The organism is Streptomyces sp. F63 (assembly GCF_018070345.1).
In the GTDB taxonomy this organism is placed as follows: Bacteria; Actinomycetota; Actinomycetes; order Streptomycetales; family Streptomycetaceae; genus Streptomyces.
In genome coordinates, this window is record NZ_JAGPXX010000008.1 from 216,311 (window position 1) to 237,999 (window position 21,689).

18 protein-coding genes are annotated in these 21,689 nt (G+C 71.7%); 11 read left to right on the forward strand and 7 right to left on the reverse strand.

From position 1 onward, the window contains the following. Positions 1-51: 51 nt before the first annotated feature. The 7 genes from KBZ10_RS12060 (at position 52) to KBZ10_RS12090 (ending at position 6,813) form a co-directional block, all read left to right on the forward strand. On the forward strand, positions 52-963 hold the full coding sequence (locus KBZ10_RS12060) for an IclR family transcriptional regulator (RefSeq protein ID WP_307847360.1): 912 nt from the start codon (positions 52-54) through the stop codon (positions 961-963). 389 nt (positions 964-1,352) lie between these two features. Continuing rightward, complete coding sequence (locus KBZ10_RS12065) at positions 1,353-2,414, forward strand: aromatic ring-hydroxylating dioxygenase subunit alpha (RefSeq protein WP_210987560.1); 1,062 nt, start codon at positions 1,353-1,355, stop codon at positions 2,412-2,414. Beyond that, positions 2,411-2,647 (forward strand): hypothetical protein, encoded by a 237-nt coding sequence (locus KBZ10_RS12070; RefSeq protein ID WP_210987561.1) that lies wholly within the window; start codon positions 2,411-2,413, stop codon positions 2,645-2,647. The genes KBZ10_RS12065 and KBZ10_RS12070 overlap by 4 nt, the downstream gene beginning before the upstream one ends. Positions 2,648-2,660: 13 nt before the next feature. Continuing rightward, positions 2,661-3,647, forward strand: a complete 987-nt coding sequence (locus KBZ10_RS12075) for a PDR/VanB family oxidoreductase (protein WP_210987562.1) — start codon at positions 2,661-2,663, stop codon at positions 3,645-3,647. A 498-nt stretch (positions 3,648-4,145) separates the two neighbouring features. Further along, the gene (locus KBZ10_RS12080) at positions 4,146-4,886 is read left to right on the forward strand and encodes a polysaccharide deacetylase family protein (RefSeq protein ID WP_210987563.1); all 741 of its coding nucleotides are present in this window, start codon (positions 4,146-4,148) and stop codon (positions 4,884-4,886) included. Between the two features lie 394 nt (positions 4,887-5,280). After that, positions 5,281-5,709: a pyridoxamine 5'-phosphate oxidase family protein gene (locus KBZ10_RS12085; protein ID WP_210987564.1), complete on the forward strand. Its 429-nt coding sequence runs from the start codon at positions 5,281-5,283 to the stop codon at positions 5,707-5,709. Between the two features lie 114 nt (positions 5,710-5,823). Continuing rightward, complete coding sequence (locus tag KBZ10_RS12090) at positions 5,824-6,813, forward strand: phosphorothioated DNA-binding restriction endonuclease (protein ID WP_210987565.1); 990 nt, start codon at positions 5,824-5,826, stop codon at positions 6,811-6,813. Positions 6,814-6,862: 49 nt separating this feature from the next. Here the strand turns inward: KBZ10_RS12090 and mgrA are convergent, their stop codons facing one another. Further along, positions 6,863-7,819, reverse strand: a complete 957-nt coding sequence (gene mgrA, locus KBZ10_RS12095) for an L-glyceraldehyde 3-phosphate reductase (protein ID WP_247702262.1) — start codon at positions 7,817-7,819, stop codon at positions 6,863-6,865. A 1,015-nt stretch (positions 7,820-8,834) separates the two neighbouring features. Here mgrA and KBZ10_RS12100 point away from each other — a divergent pair. Both KBZ10_RS12100 and KBZ10_RS12105 read left to right on the forward strand, forming a co-directional pair. Further along, positions 8,835-11,114: a glycoside hydrolase family 9 protein gene (locus tag KBZ10_RS12100; protein ID WP_247702263.1), complete on the forward strand. Its 2,280-nt coding sequence runs from the start codon at positions 8,835-8,837 to the stop codon at positions 11,112-11,114. 401 nt (positions 11,115-11,515) lie between these two features. Then, positions 11,516-12,712 carry an endo-1,4-beta-xylanase gene (locus tag KBZ10_RS12105; RefSeq protein WP_210987568.1) on the forward strand — a complete coding sequence of 399 codons (1,197 nt, stop codon included), beginning with the start codon at positions 11,516-11,518 and terminating at the stop codon, positions 12,710-12,712. A gap of 308 nt (positions 12,713-13,020) precedes the next feature. Here KBZ10_RS12105 and KBZ10_RS12110 read toward each other — a convergent pair whose 3' ends face one another. From KBZ10_RS12110 to KBZ10_RS12120, 3 genes are all read right to left on the reverse strand, one after another. After that, positions 13,021-13,890 carry a GNAT family N-acetyltransferase gene (locus KBZ10_RS12110; protein ID WP_210987569.1) on the reverse strand — a complete coding sequence of 290 codons (870 nt, stop codon included), beginning with the start codon at positions 13,888-13,890 and terminating at the stop codon, positions 13,021-13,023. An 86-nt stretch (positions 13,891-13,976) separates the two neighbouring features. Continuing rightward, on the reverse strand, positions 13,977-14,141 hold the full coding sequence (locus tag KBZ10_RS12115; RefSeq protein WP_210987570.1) for a hypothetical protein: 165 nt from the start codon (positions 14,139-14,141) through the stop codon (positions 13,977-13,979). Then, on the reverse strand, positions 14,138-15,262 hold the full coding sequence (locus tag KBZ10_RS12120; protein ID WP_210987571.1) for a radical SAM protein: 1,125 nt from the start codon (positions 15,260-15,262) through the stop codon (positions 14,138-14,140). The genes KBZ10_RS12115 and KBZ10_RS12120 overlap by 4 nt, the downstream gene beginning before the upstream one ends. Before the next feature lie 865 nt (positions 15,263-16,127). Here KBZ10_RS12120 and KBZ10_RS12125 point away from each other — a divergent pair. Then, a complete protein-coding gene (locus KBZ10_RS12125) occupies positions 16,128-17,474 on the forward strand; it encodes a hypothetical protein (protein ID WP_210987572.1) in 1,347 nt (448 codons plus the stop codon). Here KBZ10_RS12125 and KBZ10_RS12130 read toward each other — a convergent pair. Both KBZ10_RS12130 and KBZ10_RS12135 read right to left on the reverse strand, forming a co-directional pair. Then, positions 17,452-17,985, reverse strand: a complete 534-nt coding sequence (locus tag KBZ10_RS12130; RefSeq protein WP_210987573.1) for an NUDIX hydrolase — start codon at positions 17,983-17,985, stop codon at positions 17,452-17,454. The two genes, KBZ10_RS12125 and KBZ10_RS12130, sit on opposite strands and share 23 nt — an antisense overlap. Positions 17,986-18,203: 218 nt before the next feature. Beyond that, positions 18,204-18,833: a TetR/AcrR family transcriptional regulator gene (locus tag KBZ10_RS12135; protein WP_210987574.1), complete on the reverse strand. Its 630-nt coding sequence runs from the start codon at positions 18,831-18,833 to the stop codon at positions 18,204-18,206. Positions 18,834-18,943: 110 nt separating this feature from the next. Here KBZ10_RS12135 and KBZ10_RS12140 point away from each other — a divergent pair, with 110 nt between their 5' ends. Continuing rightward, complete coding sequence (locus KBZ10_RS12140; RefSeq protein ID WP_210987575.1) at positions 18,944-19,996, forward strand: aldo/keto reductase; 1,053 nt, start codon at positions 18,944-18,946, stop codon at positions 19,994-19,996. A gap of 136 nt (positions 19,997-20,132) precedes the next feature. Here the strand turns inward: KBZ10_RS12140 and KBZ10_RS12145 are convergent, their stop codons facing one another. Continuing rightward, positions 20,133-21,596 carry an MFS transporter gene (locus KBZ10_RS12145; protein ID WP_210987576.1) on the reverse strand — a complete coding sequence of 488 codons (1,464 nt, stop codon included), beginning with the start codon at positions 21,594-21,596 and terminating at the stop codon, positions 20,133-20,135. Positions 21,597-21,689: the final 93 nt, after the last annotated feature.

Sequence of the window (21,689 nt, forward strand, 5' to 3'; positions counted from 1 at the left end):
CATCCGGTGGGTTTCCGACGGGCACGGCGAACAGGCGGGACGGGAGCGCCGGTGGGGAACGCGGCCGCGGACGGAACCGAGCAGACCGGACGCGAACCGCCGGCGGCGGAGCCGCTCACCCAGGGACGGGGAAGCCGCACGGGTCCGCTCTCCCACAACCCCGGTGCGCAGCACCCCCGGACGGGACAGCCGGGCAGGATCCGCCGCGTCTCCCGGTCCGGCAGCGGGCCCGTACTCGGCCGGGCACTGCAGCTCCTCGGCGCTTTCGGCACGGACCACCCCGAGATGTCGCTGAGCGAGCTGTCCCGGAAGTCCGGCCTTCCGGTGTCGACCGTGCACCGGATGCTGGGCGAGCTGACGGCCTGGGGAGCTCTGGAACGGGGCACGGACGGCCGTTACCGGATCGGCCTGCGGCTGTGGCAGGTCGGCTCGCTGGCGCCGCGCGGCCAGGGACTGCGGGAGCACGCGATGCCGTTCCTGCAGGACCTTTCCCAGATCACCCGCGAGAACGTGCAGTTGGCTGTACGCGAAGGGGCCGAACTCGTCTTCGTCGAGCGCATCGCCGGGTCCGGTGCGGTACCCGTGCTGACCCGCGTGGGCGGGCGGTTCGCCCTGACCGCCACCGGCGTCGGACTGGTGCTGCTCGCCCATGCCCCCGCCGAGGTGCAGGAGCAGGTGCTCACCGGCCCCCTTGAGCACTTCACGCCCCGCACGGTCACCGATCCGCAGACGTTGCGCCGCATGCTGGCCGACATCCGGACCAACGGCTACGCGGTCAGCGAGCGTCAGGTCACGATGGATTCACTGTCGGTCGCCGCCCCGGTGCGCGACGGCGAGAACGCAGTGATCGCCGCCGTGTCACTGGTGGTTCACCACGGCAGCGCCTCACCGCGCGCGCTGGCGCAACTCGTCTGCACCAGCGCCCGGGCCATCTCCCGCGCCATGGCCGCGCCGCGCGCATGACGTCACCGCCCGCTCGGCCTTCCACGCGGGTGACCGCGGGCGCTCTCCCGCGGGTGACCGCGGGCGGCGGAACACCTCTGCCGCCCTCTGCGCCGCACGCACGCACCCACCCGGCGCGGATCCCGACAATGTTTCCCGGCATCCGGAAAGGCCCCTGGGCGACGGAGCCACCCAGCGGGCACCATGAACCAACGATTCACCGTTCGGGCCACTCTTCGCCGCCGGGCCACGCCGGCCGGCGTGCGCGCCGCGGGCCTCGACGACCGCACCGCGCTCGGCCACAGGGAACTGCCGCGTCCCGCCCCTTTGGACTCGCCTGCCCTTGCGGCCCGGACCGGGCCCGCCGAAAGCGGACACCGGACCGGACCCCCTACCTGAAGGGAACAACCATGACCGCTTTTGTGCGCAACCAGTGGTACGTCGCCGCCTACGGCCGCGAGGTCGGGCGCGAACTCCTCGGACGGACCGTGCTGGGTGAGCCGATCCTGCTGTACCGCACCGAGGACGGCCGGGCCGTGGCGCTGTCCGACCGGTGTGTGCACCGCCGGTTCCCCCTGTCCCAGGCACCGAGCCGGCTGGACGGTGACCAAGTGATGTGCGGCTACCACGGCTTCACCTACGGCACCGACGGCCGCTGCGTCTTCGTCCCCGGACAGCAGCGCATCCCGCGCACGGCACGCCTGAAGACCTACCCGCTCGTCGAGCAGGACTCCTTCGTCTGGGTGTGGATCGGCGACCACGAGCCCGGCGGCCTCGTGCCGCCGCGCGCCCCCTGGATGGACTCCCCCGGCTACACCGTCGTGTCCGGGATGGAGCCGATCGACGGCAACTACGGACTACTCGTCGACAACCTCCTGGACCTCTCCCACGAGACCTACCTGCACGGCGGCTACATCGGCACCCCGGAGGTCGCGCAGACGCCCATCACCACCGAGGTCGACGAAGCGGCCGGGATCGTCCACGTGAGCCGGCACATGGACGACGCGGAGTGCCCGCCGTTCTACGCGAAGTCCACCGGCATCGACACCCGGATCACCCGCTGGCAGGACATCGAGTACCACGCCCCGTGCCTGTACCTGCTCCACTCCCGCATCGCCCCCGTCGGCGCCCCCGGTCCCGGCCCGGACGGCAGCGACCCGCACGCCTTCCACGTGGAGGTCGTGTACGGCATCACCCCCTCCACCGAGCGGACCACCTACGACTTCTGGGCGGTCGCCCGCGACTTCGCCCTCGGCGACGAGAAGGTCAGCGAGTTCCTGCACTCCAGCAACCACACCGTCGTCATGCAGGACGTGGTGGCCCTCAACGCGCTGCAGAAGTCCCTGGACACCGAGAAGGCCGGCTACCAGGAACTGAGCATCAACATCGACACCGGCGGCCTCGCCGCCCGGCGGATCCTCGCCCGCCTGGCACAGGCCGGTGCCGACCAGCCGGCCGCGGTGGCCAAGTGAAGGCCCTCCACCCCGCCGCCCTGACGGGCGACGGCGTCTTCCGCATTCACTGGCTGCCGGGCACGGACCGGCTGCTGGCCGTCTGCCACTGCGGCGCCGAGCGGCAGTTCGAGGACCCGGTGGAGGTGTGGGACTGGCTGCTGGGCCATCCCGAAGGCCACCACCCCGGCACCGCCGCCGAGCCCGGCGGCTCCGACCCCACCCGTCCCCGGCCGCATCCCGCCCCGGCCTAGCGGAGGAAGAACGGTGACCACCGTGATCAACCCGGGCGCCTCGGCCGAGGCCGAGGCCGAGCTCGAGCTGACCGTGGCGTGCAAGGAGGCCCTCGCGGAGGGCGTCGTACGCCTGACACTCACGCACCCCGGCGGATCACCACTGCCCGAGTGGACCCCGGGCGCCCACGTCGATCTGCGTCTCGGGCCCGGCCTGGTCCGGCAGTACTCACTGTGCTCCGATCCGGCCGACCGCTCGCGGTGGCAGGTGGCCGTCCTGCGGGAACCGGAAAGCCGTGGCGGCTCGGAACACGTCCACGAACACCTCCGCGAAGGAACCCGGGTGCGGGTCCGCGGGCCGCGCAACCGCTTCCCGCTGGAGGCATCACCCCGGTACCTTTTCATCGCGGGCGGCATCGGCATCACCCCGATCCTCCCCATGATCGCCCAGGCGGAACGGCAGGGAGCCGCCTGGCAGTTGGCCTACGGCGGACGCAGCCGCGCCACGATGGCGTTCCGTGAACAACTCAGGGCCGCGTACGGTGAGTTGGTCACCCTCCACCCCGAGGACGAGTGCGGCGTACTCGACCTGAACGGGCTGCTGGCCACCCCCCGGCAGGACACACTGGTCTACTGCTGCGGGCCCGAGGGTCTGCTGAAGGCCGTGGAACAGCACTGCTCACTCACCTGGCCACCGGGCGTACTGCGCCTGGAGCGGTTCGCTCCCGCGGAACCCGGCCCGCGGGGTCCCGGCGAGACGTTCGAGGTGGAGCTGGCCCGCAGCGGTATCACGGTGTCCGTGCCGCCGGACCGGAGTGTCCTCCGGGCCGTCGAGGAGGCGGGGGTGCCGGTGCTGTCCTCCTGCCGCGAGGGTACCTGCGGCACCTGCGAGACCGCCGTCCTGGACGGGGCCGTGGACCACCGTGACTCCCTGCTCACGCCGGACGAACAGGCCGCCGACGACACCATGTTCATCTGCGTCTCGCGCGCCGCCTGCCCCCGCCTCGTTCTCGATCTCTGACGGCCTGCCGCAGCCGGCGCCGTCGGCGAGAAGCCCGGGGGAACGGCTCTGCGGCGCCGGGCCGTACCGCCCGGCGCCGCACCGTGGTCGCGCCTCCGCCGGAGGGGGCACCCGCGGCACCACGACCGAAAATATTCCGGAAATTATCCTCGCCCCGGGCGGGTGGCGAAGCCCTTCGCACGACACCCCCGCCCACCCGCGGGCAGCCCCCGCCGGGCGGCGGAGCCAGCCGCCGCGACCTCCCCCTCGCTCCACATCCGGCCCGCCCCGCACCACCCAACCCCCGGCAGCACCCACCATCGGCCGCCGCCAACTCCCGTTCCGCACAACCCCCTTGACCCGACCCCGGAACACTCCTATGGTTACCCAGCTCTTACCGGTAACTCCTCCGAAATATTTCGGTAACCCAGTGTGTCGGAGGGCCGTTCGGCGCTCACGCCGTACGCACCCCCCACCTCCACCCCCACACCTGGCACCACCGCGAAGAAGGGACGAGCCGTGACCCCGACCGACACCACCACGCCCCGATCGCCCAGCAGGCTCCGCGGACTCCGCCGGACCCTGCTGTCCGCCCTGCTCGCGGGCGGCATCGCGCTCACCACCGCCCCCGCCGCCACCGCCGGGTCCACCGGCGCCGACCGCGCGCAGGCCACCATCGTCACGTCCACCGGACGCGCCGGAAACTCCGTCGCCTTCACCTTCGACGACGGCCCCGGGGCCAACACCCCGCAGATGCTGGACGTGCTGAGGAAGAACGGCGTGAAGGCCGTCTTCTGCCTCTGGGGCGACCACGTCCGGCAGAACCCGGACATGGTGCGGCGCATCGTCAACGAGGGCCATGTGCTCTGCAACCACTCCATGCAGCACCAGGACATGGGCGGCTGGTCGGCCGACCAGGTCCGGCAGAACCTCGAACAGACCAACAACGCGATCCGGCAGGCCGTGCCGGGTGCCCAGATCCAGTACTACCGGGCCCCGTACGGCAGTTGGGGCCAGTCCGCCGATGTGGCGGCCTCCATGGGCATGACGCCCCTGGGCTGGCGCGCCGACATCGGTGACTGGCAGCCGCCCGGCGCCGACGCCCTCACCCAGCGGCTGCGCCAGGCCGTCACCCAGGGCGCCGTCGTCCTCATGCACGACGGCGGCGGCGACCGCAGCCAGACCGTGACCGCCGTCGACCGGGTCATCCCCGAGTTCAAGGGGCAGGGCTGGAGCTTCGACCTGCCCGCCCGGCAGTAGCCGCCCGCGGGCCGCAGTCGTGCGGCCCCGGCACCGCACGACCCGTGCCCCCCGCCGCCGCACGACCCGCCGCGCACGACCCGCCTCCGCACGACCCGCCGCCGCACGACCCGCCGCCGCGGGAACCGGCCAGGACCAGGCCGCGGTCCCCGCGGCGGCACGCAGGACGGGGGCGGGCCCGGGTCCCGCCCCGGGGCCCCACCCCGGGCGCCGCCCCCCTCTCCTCACCTTCCGAGCCCCACCGCCCCTCCCGGCCACGGCGCTTGCGCCGATCGGTTGTCTCGCGCGGCCGGGCGGAATATCCCCGGCACGGACGGGGCTCACCTCACTAGCGTGAGCCGGGGCCGGCGCGCTCCGCGCCGACTCCGCCGACCCGTCCGCGAAGGAGAGCCGCATGCCGCTGAACCGTGACGAGCGTGAGCAGTTCCTGGCCGAGCCCCATGTCGCCGCCCTGTCCGTGAACGCGGGCAAGGAGGACCGGGCTCCGCTCACCGTGCCGATCTGGTACCAGTACCGCCCGGGCGGCGACATCTGGATCATGACGGGGCTCGGCTCCCGGAAGGAACGGCTCATCACCGGGGCGGGCCGGTTCTGCCTGCTGGTGGACCGCCTCGAACCGACGATCCGTTACGTGTCCGTGGAGGGCCCCGTTGTCTCCACCGCCCCCGCGACGAAGGAGCTGCTGCGGGAGATCTCGGCCCGCTACCTCCCGCCGGAGAAGGTGGACGGCTACGTCGAGTTCGCCTGGCGGGAGCACGGCGAGCAGGTCGTCATCACCATGCGCCCCCAGCGCTGGGTCAGTTCGGACCTGGGCCAGGTCTGAGCCGCGTCCGTCCCGCCGCCCCACCGGGCCGGAGTGCTGCCGTCCGCCGTCTTTCCGGGCGGGTCGGGCCGCGGGTATACCCCACTACCGGGGGCGGCGTGAAAAGGTGGCACGGTGACCCGGGACGAACTCCTGAACGCCTTGGCCGCCCTGCGCCGGGCCCGCATCGGGGCGGTCCGCGCCCCGCACCAACCCCTGTTGCTGCTGTGGCTGTTCGGGCGGTTCGCCGCCACCGGCTCCACCGCGGTCGCCTACGAGGAGGCCGAGGAGCCGGTCAGCCGGCTGATCAACGACTACGGCCCGGCCGTGATGAGCCCCGCCCTCGCCCGGCAGCGGGCGGCGATGCCCTTCGTCCGGCTGGAGCGCACACTGTGGACCCTGCGCGACGGTGACGGACGGCCGGTCGGACCGGACGCACCCGAACGCGGCGCCTGGCTGCGGGAGCACGGCGCCACCGGCCGGCTCCTGCCGGACGTCGAACGGCTGCTCGCGGACCCCGGCACGCTCTCGGCCGCCGCGCGGATCCTGCTGGACGAGCACTTCACGCCGTCCCTGGAGACCGCGATCCGCGCCGGCACGGGCCTCGACGCGTCCGCCGCGAAGGAGGGGACGGAGCTGTGCCTCCCCGCCCCCGCACGCGAGGGGCGCACCGGCGCTCCTGCTCCGCCCGCCCGGCGGGCCGGTTTCGCCGAGGAGGTCCTGCGGGCCTACGCGTACGCCTGCGCGATGTGCGGCTACGACGGCGCGCTGGGCCGCAACCCGGCCGGCCTCGCAGCGGCGCACATCCGCTGGCACAGCCAGGACGGCCCCGACACGGCCGACAACGCGCTCGCCCTCTGCACCCAGCACCACACGCTGTTCGACTACGGCGTCCTCGGTCTGACCGAGGATCTGCGCATCCGGGTCTCCGGCCTCTACACCTGCCGCAGCGAGGCCGGCCGGGCGGTCGACGGCCTCCACGGCCGGCCGCTCGCCGCTCCCCGGCCCGGCTGCCCGGCTCCCGGCCCGCGCCACGTCGCCTGGCACGCGCGGCAGGTCTTCAAGCACACGCCGGAGCGGGCGCCCGGCTCCGTACCGGCCCAGGCGGAGGGCGGCGACCGGTAGGCACCGCCGGCTCCCCGCTCCCCACCGCCGGCCCCGACCCCGCTGCGGCCTACCGCGGCGCGTGCTGTTCGATCTCGGCGAGTTCACCGGCGTCGAAGTCGAGGTTCCCCGCTGCGGCGACGTTGCTCTCCAGTTGCTCCACACTGCTGGCCCCGATCAGGGCAGACGTCACCCTGCCGCCGCGCAGGACCCAGGCGAGGGCCATCTGCGCCAGGCTCTGGCCCCGCCGCTCCGCGATGCGGTGCAGCGCCCGGACCCTGTCCAGGGTGTCCGGGGTGATGCCCTCGGCGGTCAGGAAGGGGCTGGTGCTCGCGGCGCGCGAGCCCTCCGGGATGCCGTTGAGGTAACGGTCCGTCAGCAGACCTTGGGCCAGCGGCGAGAAGGCGATGGAGCCCGCGCCGGCCTCGTCGAGGACGTCGAGCAGGCCGTCCTCCACCCAGCGGTTGAACATCGAGTACGAGGGCTGGTGGATGAGCAGCGGCGTCCCCAGCCCGGCGAGGATGCGGGCGGCTTCCCGGGTCTGCTCCGGCGAGTAGTTGGAGATGCCGGCGTAGAGCGCCTTGCCCTGGCGCACCGCGGAGTCCAGCGCCCCCATGGTCTCCTCCAGCGGGGTGTCCGGGTCGGGACGGTGCGAGTAGAAGATGTCGACGTGGTCGAGGCGCAGGCGGCCGAGGCTCTGGTCCAGGCTGGACAGCAGGCTCTTGCGGGAGCCCCATTCCCCGTACGGGCCGGGCCACATGTGGTAGCCGGCCTTGGAGGAGACGATGATCTCGTCGCGGTAGGGGCGGAAGTCGCGGGCGAAGATCTCGCCGAAGTTGCGCTCGGTCGCGCCGGGCGGAGGGCCGTAGTTGTTGGCGAGATCGAAGTGCGTGACACCCAGGTCGAAGGCGCGGCGCAGGATCGCGCGCTGGGTCTCCAGCGGCTTCTCGTCACCGAAGTTGTGCCACAGCCCGAGGGAGACGGCGGGCAGCTTGAGACCACTGCGGCCGGTCCGGCGGTAGGGCATGGTGTCGTAGCGCTGTCCGGCGGCGACGTGGGTCACGGTGCTCCTCGGTGGGGCGGGCTGGGACGGGGACAGGGAGGCGGAGGACGGGCGGTCCGGACGGCGCACCGCCCCTACCCGTCGGCCGCCGCGCGCCCCGAAGGGCCGGGCCGCACAGGGGTCGGGGCTCTCCGCATCCCGGGTCACCCTAACCGGACGGTGAGCGGAGGGCCGCCGGACCGCGGATCCGGCGGGTACGCGACCGCACCGGCGCGCAACCGCACCCGGTACGCGGACCCACCGGTACGCCGACTCGCCGGCGCGGCCGCTGCCGGAACGCCGCATGGCCGGAACACGCAGCGCAGCCGGCCCGACCGCCTCCGTCCGGTCCGGCGCCGCGCCGCACCGCACCGGGTCCGCACCGCACCGGGTCCGCACCGCAGCGCACCGCACTTGCGCGACCGCGCCGCCGCCCGGCCCGCTCGCGGCAGTCCCCGCCCCGGGCCGTGCGCCACGCCGCACCGTGCCCCTCCGCGGCACCGGCCCGCGCCCGGAACCGCCGTGCCCGCGGCCCCGCCGCCGGTTCCGTTCTGCAACCGCTTCCGGCCCGGACGCCCTTCGCCCGGTCCGGCCGCCCGCGCGGCCCGAGGCCGGGGACCGAACCCACGACGCGCCGCCCCGGCCCCCGCGCGCCCCGCCCCGGACCCGCACTCCGGGCGGGGATCCCCGGCGGGCGGTGAACTCCCTGGCCAGGCGGCGGGCCGGCCCCGGGGAACCGCGACGGAAGCCGGTGCACGCCCGTGCTGACCGCGCCAACGGGGCGGGAATGGCGATGAGTTCGGCGAGCCCGGCATCTTGACGGCGCAACCTCCCGCCCCGAAGATGCGTGGGAGCGCTCCCATACATCTCAGCACTTCCTGCCCACCCCACACGCACGGAAGGACGAGCCGTGACACAGCATCCGCCCCTTGGCCCCCCGCAGAGGGGCCGCCCCCACCGCGGCAGGCGCCGCCTCCTCGGCGCCGTCGCCGTCGCCGGTCTGCTGGGCACCGCCCTGTCGGGGCCCGCCATCGGAGCCGAACCGGGCCCGGAGCTGGTCACGAACGGTGACTTCTCCAACGGCACCACCGGCTGGTGGTTCACCGCCAACCTCCCGGGCTCGGTCGTCGACGGCCGGCTCTGCGCCGAGGTCCCGGCCGGCACCGCCAACCCCTGGGACGCCATCGTCGGCCAGAACGACATCCCCCTGACGGCCGGTGAGAGCTACACCCTCCGCTACACGGCCACCTCCACGGCCCCGGTCACCATCCGCACCAACGTGCAGATGGCGACCGATCCGTACACCGCCGAGCTCAACGCCTCCGACCAGATCGACGAGACCGCGGAGCCCGTCGAGCACGTCTTCACCGCGAACGCCGACAACGAGGCGGCCCAGCTGGCCTTCCAGGTCGGCGGCAGCGAGGAGGCCTACACCTTCTGCGTCGACGACGTCTCGCTGACCGGCGGCGCCGAACCGCCCGCCTACGAGCCGGACACCGGCTCCCCGGTGCGGGTCAACCAGGTCGGCTACCTCACCCACGCGGCGAAGAGCGGCACCGTCGTCACGGACGCCACCAGCCCGCTCGACTGGACCGTCAAGGACGCCGGCGGCAAGCAGGTGGCGGCCGGGAGGACCAAGCCGGCCGGGACCGACCCGACCTCGCGGCAGAACGTCCACACCTTCGACTTCGGCAAGCTCATGAAGGCGGGTGAGGGCTACACCGTCACCATCGGCGAGGACACCAGCGAGCCGTTCGCCATCGGCGACGACCTGTACTCCTCGCTGCGCTCCGACGCGCTGGCGTACTTCTACCACAACCGCAGCGGCATCGAGATCGAGGCGGACCTGGTCGGCGAGGAGTACGCGCGCCCGGCGGGCCACATCGGCGTCGCGCCCAACCAGGGCGACACCGAGGTGCCGTGCCAGGAAGGCGTCTGCGACTACACCCTCGACGTCTCCGGCGGCTGGTACGACGCCGGAGACCACGGCAAGTACGTCGTCAACGGCGGGATCTCCGTCGCCCAGGTGATGGCCAACTACGAGCGCACCCTGCACACCGAGGGCGCGGACGGCGCACCGCTCGGCGACGGCAAGCTGCGGGTGCCCGAGCGGGGCAACGGCGTCCCGGACATCCTGGACGAGGCCCGCTGGCAGATGGACTTCCTGATGAAGATGCAGGTGCCCGAGGGCGAGCAGCTCGCGGGCATGGTGCACCACAAGATCCACGACCAGCAGTGGACCGGTCTGCCGCTGCTGCCGAGTGAGGACCCGCAGCCGCGCGAGCTGCACCCGCCGTCGACCGCCGCCACGCTCAACCTGGCCGCGACCGGCGCGCAGTGCGCCCGCCTCTTCGAGCCGTACGACGAAGAGTTCGCCGCCCAGTGCCTGGAGGCGGCCGAGACCGCCTGGGCCGCGGCGAAGGCCAACCCGGATGTGCTCGCCGACCCGAACGACGGCACCGGCGGCGGCACGTACAGCGACGACAACGTCGCCGACGAGTTCTACTGGGCGGCGGCCGAACTCTTCGTCACCACCGGTGAGGACGGCTACCGGCAGGCCGTGCTCGGCTCCGAGCTGCACGGCGACACCGAGGAGCTGTTCCCGCGCGGCGGCCTGTCCTGGGGCTGGACCGGCGGGCTGGGCTCGCTGACCCTGGCGACCGTCCCGAGCGACCTGACCGCGTCCCAGCTCGCGGGCGTCCGCGCCACGGTGACCGAGGCGGCCGACGGCTACGCCGCCGCCTCCCGCAACTCCGCGTACGGCGTGCCGTACGACCCGGAGGGCAACCAGTACGTCTGGGGCTCCAACAGCCAGGTCCTCAACAACATGATCGTGCTGGCCACCGCCCACGAGCTGACGGGCAGGGCCGGGTACCGCGACGCGGTGCTGCACGGCATGGAGTACCTGCTGGGCCGCAATCCGCTCAACCAGTCCTATGTCACCGGCTACGGCGAGCGGGACTCCCACAACCAGCACCACCGGTTCTGGGCCAACCAGCTCGACCCCTCGCTGCCGAACCCGGCCCCCGGCTCCGTCGCCGGCGGCCCGAACACCGGCATCGAGGACCCGGTGGCCCAGGACAAGCTGGCGGGCTGCGCGCCGGCGATGTGCTACATCGACGACATCGAGTCCTGGGCGACCAACGAGATCACCATCAACTGGAACGCGCCGCTGGCGTGGGTGGCCTCGTACCTGGACGACCAGGGCAGCGGCATCGTCAAGTACGAGGACAACGACGACGGCAAGGGCAAGGGCAAGAAGCACCGCAAGCACGGATGAGCCGGAGCCCCGGCGAGCCCCGGCGAGCCCCGGCGAGCCACGGCGAGCCACGGCGAGCCACGGCGAGCCACGGCGAGTGCTCCGCGGGGAGCCGCCCGCCGGTGAGCCGGGGCAGCGGTGAGCGATGCGACGGAGCGGCCGGGAACACCCGCCTGGTGTGCCCGGCCGCTCTGTTGCGCAGGAGCGTGCCCGGCAGCTCTGTTGCGCAGGAGCGCGGTCCGCCCGGGGCCGCGGGACGGCACCGGCCGCGGCCGCCGGAGGCGCCGCCGCAACGGGCCGCGCACACCGCCCCGTTCAGAACTCTTGACTCCCCGGTTGCCGAGCCTTTACCGTCCGGAGGCCACCTTCCGGAAACTTTCCGGAAACTTCTGGAACGGTTGAACCGACACGGGAGTGCACCAATGAGACCCATCCGCTTCGCCACCGCCGCGCTCGCCACGGCCGCCCTGTCGCTGCCGATGGCCGCGACCTCGGCCGCAGCCGACGCGCCCTCCGGCCACCCGGCCGCGTCCCACTCCAAGGCCGGGGCCAAGAACGAGCGGCTGCGCTCGGCCGCTCCCGACGGCTTCTTCGTGGGCACCGCCGTGGCCGGCGGCGGCCACCACCTCGAACAGGACTACCCGGACCCCTTCACCTACGACGAGGAGTACCGGAAGATCCTGGGGCAGCAGTTCAGCTCGGTCTCCGCCGAGAACCAGATGAAGTGGGAGTTCATCCACCCCGAGCGCGACCGCTACGACTTCGGGGCGGCCGACGCGATCGCCGACTTCGCGGAACGCCACCGGCAGGTGGTCCGCGGCCACACGCTGCTGTGGCACAGCCAGAACCCGGAGTGGCTGGAGCAGGGCGACTTCACGAAGGAGGAGCTGCGCTCCATCCTGCGCGAGCACATCACCACCGTCGTCGGCCGCTACGCCGGCCGGATCCAGCAGTGGGACGTGGCGAACGAGATCTTCGACGAGCAGGGCAATCTGCGCGCCGAGCAGAACATCTGGATCCGCGAGCTGGGCCCGGGCATCGTCGCCGACGCCTTCCGCTGGGCCCATGAGGCCGACCCCGGGGCCAAGCTGTTCTTCAACGACTACGGCGTCGAGGACGACAACGCCAAGAGCGACGCCTACTACCAGCTCATCCAGGAGCTGCTCGCCCAGGACGTGCCCGTGCACGGCTTCTCCGCGCAGGCACACCTGAGCACCCGTTACGGCTTCCCGGGCGGCCTGGAGGAGAACCTGCGCCGCTTCGACGAGCTGGGCCTGGAGACCGCCATCACCGAGCTCGACGTCCGCATGGACCTGCCGGAGAGCGGCGTGCCCACCGACGCGCAGCTGGAGCAGCAGGCCGGCTACTACCAGCAGGCCCTGTCGGCCTGCCTGGCCGTCGAGGACTGCAACTCGTTCACCATCTGGGGCTTCACGGACAAGTACTCCTGGGTCCCGGTGTTCTTCGAGGGCGAGGGCTCCGCGACGGTCATGACGGAGGACTTCGTCCGCAAGCCGGCGTTCCACGCCCTCTACAACACCCTGCTGGACGCCAAGAAGAAGGACTGCCCGAAGCACGGGAAGCACGGGAAGGGCTGGAAGAAGGACTGGCGGCGCTGAGGGAACGCCCCTCCGCCCACCACCCGCCCGCCGGGTGACCCGCCGCGATCACGGTCCACGGCGGGCCACCGGCACCGGCGACCGCCCGGGCCCGTCCCCGCCGCCTCGTCCCCGGCGGCGACGGGCCCGCCGCGCGAGCACAACCCGGCCCACGTGGCGCGGCGGGGTCAGCAATGCCGCACCGGCGGTACCGGATCGCTCCGTACCCGGCTCCAAGAGATGCCTGTTCCGGGGCACCGCACAGAACCCGTCTCTCCCTGGAACGGCTGCACCGCGGGAGGGTTGGGTCACGGGCCCGGATGCGGCGACTACGCCCTTGTGGTCTGAACGAATCCCAGAGAGATCAGCCCTTCGGACTGGCACAGCCGGTCGGAGGGGCCCCCGACCTCCGTCTGGAGGAGTTGGTAGGCCGCGCCGTGGGACTGTCCCCAGTGCATCGCGGCCCGCCACAAGAGGCGGCCCATTCCCTGCCCTCTGACCTCGGGTAGAACAGCGAAGTACTGGGGCATGAGCTGCGGGCAGCCAGTCGCATCACCGCGCACTTCCATGGGGCCGATCGCGCCGACGACGCGGTTTTCGACAGCGGCGGCGAGGACAGGGCCACACCGGCCGGCCTGCAGCCGGGTATAGAGGAAGGCAATGCCTTCGCCCGCCATGGCATGGGCGAACGACACGAAGGTTTCCTGCACTGCGGTCGGCCAGTCGGTGACGGGGCGGACGGGTCCGGCAGGATCGGGACAGGCGCGGGCAGTGAAGTCCTGGAGCTGGACGCGAGTGCCGCGCGGACAGCCCGTCTCGGGACCGAGCGGTCGCACGACTCTCGCGTTGGCCGCGTCGTGCGCGGCGGCGAGCTTCGTGGCCAGCTCAGATGCTTCGTCAATGACGCTGTCACGGTGTCCATAGGCAAAGACCTTGACGGTGCCGCCTCCCCGCCGGGTCAGGGTGGGGATGAGGGTGTGGCCGGGCTGGTGCACCACGTTGCTGCGGAGAACCGCTTCTTCCTTCTCACTGCTCCAGCGCCGGTCCTTGTCGTAGCGGAGGAAGGACCGGCGGGCGGCGGCCGCGCGCAAGGTGTCTTCGAAGAGGTCGACGGTCATAGCCTGCGGGTGGACAGGACCGAGAGTCGGCACGATCGGTGCGGTCAGTACCGGCCGGAGCCAGTCCCAGCGAAAGAACATGAGCCGCACACTAATACTCTGCCCGTCAGAGGCCGGGCCCCGGCACCAACTCGCCGAAGCCCGGCCGGAACCAACCGGATCGCCGGTTAGTGGGGGTTGTCGTCACCGGCGTCGCAGGAGCACTCGGCACTCTCCACGATCACGTCCAGGTCGAGAACAGCGGTGACCGCCGAAGCGGCGACAGGCGGCGCCGGGCGGCGCGCCGAGGCCGGCGGGCCGGGCAGGAGGTTCACCAGTACGGGCGGGGTCATGATCGGTTCTCCTTGTCTCCGTGTTGGCAGTAGGTGTGCAGCGGCGCCTTCGCCTCCTGGTAGTGCTTGGCCAGGGGGCGGCAGACCCGGCATGTGCCGGATAGGGCGCAGCCCTCGCACCCTCCGGTGCGAAGCATGAGGCGGTCGGCGATGGCGCCGAGCCGGGTGAGGCCGTCGATGCCTTCGGCCATGAGGTCGATCTGGTCATCGCGCCCGACCTTGCAGATCGACACCTTGGCGTGCGGGTCGGCGTGGAAGAAGGTGTGCCCCGCGTTGCAGCCGGCGAACGGCTTGCGCTGTCGCAGGTGGGCGGCGGACTGGGCGAGCAACGGCTCTCCGCCGCCGTAGATTGTGGGCGTCATGTTCGTGTACGCGTGGTGCTCCACGTTCCATTCCTCGGCAAGGGCAGCCATCTCGTCGGCCTCGGAGGCGTTGTCCTCGGTCACCACGACGTTGATGCGCAGCGGCAGTCCCGCCTCGCGCGCGGCGTCGACACCACGCCGGAACGCCTTCCAGGCCCCGCGACGCTGGGTGAGCATGTCGAAGGACTCCTCACTCGCTCCGTACATGCTGACCACCAGGCGGTACGGCGGAGCGTCCCGGAAGAGCTTGAGAAGGTCCGGCCTCCAGAGCAGCGAGCCGTTCGTCGAAATGGTGAGCATCATCCCGGCCTGCCAGGCGTACCGGTAGGCGCCCTGGAAGTCCGGGTCCATGGTGGGCTCGCCGCCGGTGATCTGGAGCCAGAGGACACCGGCCTCGCGCATGATGTCCAGCAATCGCACCTTGTCCTCCCAGGCGAGCCCGGAGAAGGGCCGCTCGCCGAGGTAGCAGTGCTTGCAGCCGAAGTTGCAGCCGAGGTTGATCTCCCAGGAGGCCCGGCAGTAGCCGTACGGCGAGGGCTCGCGTACCAGCACCGTGCCCTGCGCGGGCCGGCCGCTCAGGTCGACGCCCCAGACGTCGGACGTGGTCTGCACCGCCCATGCGGGCAAAGCCTCACCGTGGGCAGCGGCATGCCGCAGTCCCTCGTAGTGGCCGGCGGGGACGCGGGCCCCGGCCCTCGCTCCGGGCTTGAGGAGCACATGCCCGTCGAGAAACGGCGAGGCGATCAGAACATGGGCCATCAGCGGCCTTCCTTCCGGATCAGGGGACGGGATGTCGTGTGCAAGCCCTGATGGCCGGCGCGGCAGTGGATGCCACCGAGCCCGTCGCAGGTTCCGCAGGTCTTGCCGGACGAGTTGGTGCCGCTGCCACCGCAGTCCCCACAGCTCTCATTACGAGGAAGGTGGGAACGCCGGGAGGGAGTGGGCGGTGCCGTGGCCACGCAGGAGCCTCCGTCCGGAAGGGGATCCCGCGTCGGCGTCTCCTCCAGAGAGTTCTCCCAGGTGTGCTGCCCGGCGTGGCCACTGAAGAGACAGCAGCCCTCACCGTCGGCCCCCTGAGCGACCACCGGGCAGTCGGGCAGCACATTCCACTCCACCTCGGCCCTCCCGTGCCAGCGAAGCCACCACGCGGTCCCGTACGCGCCGAGGTCATGGATGAGGCCGTAGTGCGCCCCGCCGTGGTGCGTGGACAACTGACATCGCACAGCCCTGTCGATCCAGTCCACGGCCGGCCTCGCCCGCACTTCTCGCAGGAGGTCCAAGGGCACCCGGCGCCAGTGCGTACACCGCATTACGCCACCATTCGCGGAGGGATGAGAGGGCTCCGCTCCGCGGCGACACGCACGCTGCGAAAGGCCCTCGGGGTTGTCCGGGAGCACGGAGGCGCCGCCCGCGCTGACGCGTGCAAAGGGCTCCCATGTCCGGCCGGAGTCGCGCGATACCCGGAGCGTCATCCCTACGTAGTCCTGTCCGTTCACCATGCGCAGGAGCGTCGCGCTCCGGAGGCCCGCCCGGAAAGGCCAAGTGGGTTACCCAACGTGGGTAATATCACCCTTGGTTGACCAGGGAGAGCAATGTGTAGTCATCACGCCGGAGGGTGCCCGAGATGCCCGAGCCAGCCAGCTCGAAGGAACTCCCGGCCAACCTGCTCACCGACCCGGTGATGATCGAGGCCTGCCGAGCCAGGGACTTCCGACGCGTCTTTCAGCTCGTCAAGGCCCGCGCAGGGATCCATCCGTCGATGGTCGCGCGACGCTGCGACCTCACGCCCAGCCGCGTCGGCGAGGTGATCGCCGGGCGGCGGCAACTACAGCACATGGACGTGATCGAGCGGATCTCGGACGGGTTGCGCATCCCTGGGCACATGCTCGGTCTGGCCCGACGCCCGTGGGAGACTCCGCAGAACCCGGTTGTCACGCCCCGAGAACAGGTCGAGGCACGGGATACCGTCAACGAGCAGATGGCCGCAGCGCTCTCCGGGGCCAACGTGGACAGTATCCTCACCCTGGCGGCCGACCAGGAGCTCAGTCCGTCGGCGCTCGACGCGCTTCACTCGTCGATCACGGATTACTGGCGCAGAGACGACCAGCACGGCGGCGAGACCTTACGACCGGCGCTCATCGGCCAGCTCCGCTACGTCGTGGATCTCCTCAAGGAGCAGCGTCCCGCACCCATCCGGAACGGCCTGCACAGCATCGCGGCAGAACTGGCCCGACTCACTGGGTGGACACACTTCGACGCCCGCCAGTACAACCAGGCGCGCGCCTACTTCAGCGAAGCTCTCGGCCTCGCCAAAGCAGTCGGCGACCGCCAGTTCATGGCCAATGTGCTTGCCTGCATGAGTCTCCAGGCCACCTACCAGGACAGGCCCGGGGACGCCCTCGCACTCGTCACAGCGGCGCTGGACCAGACTCGTGCGGCTCCTGGGACAACTCCGCGTGTGCTGGCCATGCTTTCGATGCGCGAGGCCTTCGCCCACGCCGCCCTCGGAAACCACAGTGCCACCCACACCGCGATCTCGGAAGCCCATACCCACTTCGACCGAATCGGTTCCGGCGATCCGGACCCACCGTGGGTGACGTACTTCGACGAGCCGAAGTTGGTCGTGGACACCGGCATCGCACACGGCCGCCTGGGCGAAGCCTCCCTCGCCGAACCCCTGATCGCAGACGCTTTGCGCCGCGAACACCAGTCGAACCACAGAGGCCGTGCCTTCCACGCCTTCTGGCTCGCCCGCACCCAACTCCAGCGCGGCAAGCTCGACGAGGCGTGTCTGACGGCCATGGACGCCCTGGCCTCGGCGACGACCGTCTCCTCACGACGAGTCGTCGGTCATCTCCATGAGTTCCACCAACAGTTGGAGCCCTACCGTCGGGAGCCGGCCGCAGTTGCGTTCGCGGCCCGGCTTCGGGAAGCCCTGCCGCGTCAAGTCAGCGGATCGCCTCGTCCATGAGTACGTACAGCAGCCCGACCAGAGAGCCGCTGCTGACAATCTCACGCCGGTCAATCATGCCCCGCACGTTCGCCAGTGGGATCCACTCGATCCGGTCCGACTCGTTCTTCTCGGTCGGCGGGCATTCGTACGTCGCCCCATCGGCCCGGAAAACGTAGTGCTGGGAGTCGGTGATCCCGTTGGCGGGCTCGGCGTAGATGAGCGGGGTGACCGGGCCGGGCCTCCAGCCGGTCTCCTCAAGAACCTCCCGGGCTGCTGCGTCGGCAGGCGTCTCGCCTTCTTCGACCAGGCCCATCGGCAACTCCCATGCCCAAGCGTTCGTGATGAAGCGGTGCCGCCACATCATGAGAATCTCGCACCTCTCATTGACAACGGCAGCTACGGCAAGGTGGCGGAGCTTGACGACGTGGTGCTCCCAGCGGTTTCCGTCCGGTGTCTCGATGTCGGTGAGCCAGAGGTTCACCCACTTGTTCTCGTAGATCAGACGTTCCCCGTGGATTTTCCACTGCATCGCTGCGGCCCCTCTCGATTGGCCTCCAGCATCGCAGAGCAGGCTGAGTGGGGTATCCGGTTCCCGATTTTCGTCACACTGACGATTGGCGGTCCCGAGCCTCTGCGGAAGCTCAGAGGGCTCCCACTGAAGAAGGACTGGAGGCGCTGACGGAACACCCTCCCTCCGCCCGCCCGCCTGCCGGGTGACCCGCCGCGATCACGGTGGGCGCGGGCCGCTCACGCACCCCCTTCCCCGCCCCGCAGGTACGCTCCCGCACGCGCCGCGGCCGCGGCGGCCTCGGCGGCCCGGTCCGCGGCCGCTTCGTCGAGGAGGTCACCGCTGATCAGCAGGCGGTGGTAGAGGGGGGCGGAGACAGCACGGATCACCTCCTGGACATCGGTGCCGTCGGGCACCTCACCCCGGTCGATGGCCTGCTGGACGCAGGGGGCCCATTCCTTGACGCGGATGTCGTAGAAGCGGTGCAGTGCCTCCGCCGTCTTCGCCTCACAAGTCGCGGCCGCGATCACCGCCTTGAACAGCGCCCCCTGCCGGGGGTCGGCCAAGGTGCGCCGCACGAGCCGGGCATTGGCCTTGAGGTCGCCGAGCAGCGAGCCGGTCTCCGTACGCGGCAGTGACTGCTCGGCCATGTCCATCAGCAGGTCGGCCACCAGGATGGTCACCGTTCCCCAGCGGCGGTAGACGGTGGTCCTGCCCACCTCAGCACGGCGCGCGATGTCGGCGAGGTCCAGGTGGGCGAAGCCCCGCTCCGCCAGGGCGTCCCCCGTCGCCCGCAGCACGGCCGCCCGCACCCGCGCCGTGCGCCCTCCGGGACGGACGGTCCCCGGATCTGCACCCTCAAACCCCATAACGGGACTCCAGTTTCGTTAATCGCCTGCACCTGCTACGTTGAGGCTCCACATTAACGGAACTGGCGTCCCATTAGCCAGTCCGGGCAGCGAGAGAGGATCCAACGACCATGGAATACAGGCGGCTGGGCACGTCCGGCCTCAAGGTCCCCGCTCTGAGCTTCGGCGCCGGCACCTTCGGCGGCCGGGGACCGCTGTTCGGCGCCTGGGGCACCACCGACGGGCGAGAAGCACGCCGTCTCGTGGACATCTGCCTCGACGCGGGGATCACGATGTTCGACACCGCCGACGTCTATTCCGCCGGCGCCTCCGAGGAGGTGCTGGGGGAAGCGATCAAGGGCCGCAGGGACCGGGTGATCGTGTCCACCAAGGCCGGCCTGCCGATGGGCGACGGCCCGGGCGATGCGGGCTCCTCCCGTTCCCGCCTGATCACCGCGTGCGAGGACGCCCTGCGCCGGCTCGGCACCGATTACATCGACCTGTTCCAGTTGCACGCCTTCGACGCCGGCACCCCGATCGAGGAAGTCCTGTCCGCACTCGACGATCTCGTACGCGCGGGCAAGGTCCGCTACCTCGGCATCTCCAACTTCTCGGGCTGGCAGGCGGCGAAGTCCCTCGCGATCGCGGAGAAGTACGGCCACACACGCTATGTCGCCCATCAGGTCTACTACAGCCTCATCGGCCGCGACTACGAATGGGATCTGATGCCCCTCGGGCTCGATCAGGGCCTGGGAGCCCTCGTCTGGAGCCCGCTCGGCTGGGGACGGCTCACCGGCAAGGTCCGCCGCGGCCGGCCGCTCCCGGACACCAGCCGGCTGCACCACACCGCGGACTACGGCCCGCCCGTCGAGGACGACCACCTCTACCGCGTGGTCGACGCCCTCGACGAGGTCGCCCAGGAGACCGGCAGGAACATTCCGCAGATCGCCATCAACTGGCTGCTGCGGCGGCCGACCGTCTCCTCCGTCATCATCGGCGCCCGCAACGAGGAACAGCTTCGCCAGAACCTCGGCGCCGTCGGCTGGACGCTCACGCCCGGCCAGATCGCGAAACTCGACGCGGCGAGCGGCAGGACCGCGCCCTACCCGTACTTCCCCTACCAGCGCCAGGAAGGCTTCGCCCGCCTCAACCCGCCGGTCGTCGCGCCGCCGCCTGCTGGATGACGCCGGCATCGGCAGCGGGCAGCCCACCGCGTGTCACGGACCCGGGCCGGCGGGGTGCACTCCGCCGGCCCGCACGGTCGCCGAGTCCGGGCCCGGCGGAACGGGAAGAACCACCCGGACCCGCCCTGACGCCCCCTCAGCCTCCCGGCCACGACGCCCCGCGCCGCGCCCGCAGGTCGATGACCGCGACCGCCAGGGCCAGGGCCACCAGCGCCACGGAGACGCCGAGGCTGTGGCGGAAGGCCGCCGCCCAGTCCCCGTCGCCGTTCCCTCCCGCGCCCAGGCTCGCGAAGAAGACGCTGCCCGCGGCCGCGATGCCCGTGGCCGAGCCGATCCGCTGGCCGGTCTGCAGCACTCCCCCGGCGCTGCCGCCCTGCGCCGGGGGCACCTCGGCGAGGGTCAGCGTCTGGTTGGGCGAGATGACGGAGCCGCCGCCCAGCCCCGCGAGCAGCAGCGGCAGCGCCATGGCCCAGCCCGCCCGGTCGCCCGGCACCTGGTACACCGCCAGCATCACCCCGCCCAGCCCGGCCGCCACCGCCGCCAGCCCTGCCACGACGAGCGCCCGGCCGTACCGGTGCACGAAGCGCCCGCTGAACGCGGCCGCGAGAGCCGAGCCGAGGGCGAACGGCGTGATGGCCAGCCCGGCGTGGAGAGCGCTGTAGCCCAGCCCCGCCTGGAGGTAGAGGGTGAAGACGAAGAAGATCGATGTGAATCCGGCGAAGTAGAACAGCATAATGAGCGAGCCGAGGGCGTAGGAGCGCAGCCCGAACAGCCCCATGTCGACCAGCGGTTGGGCGTGCCGGGCCTGCCGCAGCTCCCAGCGGACGAAGACGGCGAGCAGCGCGAGCGCGGCCGGGACGAGCAGCCATTTGCCCGCGCCCCGCCACTGCTGGGCCTCGACCAGCGGAAGGAGCAGCAGCGCCACGCCCGCGCCGAGGAGCACGATGCCCACCGGGTCCAGGTCGCGCGCGCGGGGCTTGGTCCTGGTCCCGGGTCCGGGCAGCAGGAACCGCGCCAGAACGAGGGCGAGCAGGCAGACGGGCAGGTTGACGTAGAAGATCCACCGCCAGCCCTCCTCCGGTCCGAAGAGCTGGATGATGACCCCGCCGAGCACGGGGCCGACGGCCGTGGAGATCCCGATGACGGTGCCGAAGTAGCCGAAGGCGCGGCCGCGTTCGGCGCCGCGGAACATCTGCTGGATGAGCGCCGAGACCTGCGGGGTGAGGATGCCGCCCGCGAGCCCCTGCAGAAACCGGGCGAGCACCAGCCAGGTCGAGGACTGCGCCGCCCCGCACAGGGCGCTGGCCACGGTGAACAGGCTCATCCCGATCATGAACATCCGGCGCCGGCCCCGGGCGTCCCCGATCCGCCCGGCGGGTACGAGCAGCAGGCCCAGGGCGAGGGCGTAGCCGGAGAGCACCCACTGGATGTCGCTTTCGGGCGCGTTGAGGCCCTCGCGGATGGAGGGCAGCCCGACGTTGACGATGGAGACGTCGAGCAGCGTGATGAACCCCGAGAGCAGGCAGACGGCGAGCGCCTTCCAGCGGTTGGGGTCGGGGACGTACGCGGGCTCGGACGTGCCGGCAGCCTTGTGGTTCACTTCCCGCCTCTCCTGTGATCACCCCGTCCGAGGATGACGCACCGGCGGGCGGCGCGCGGCGTCCGGGGCGGCTCCACGCGGCCCGCGGGGGTG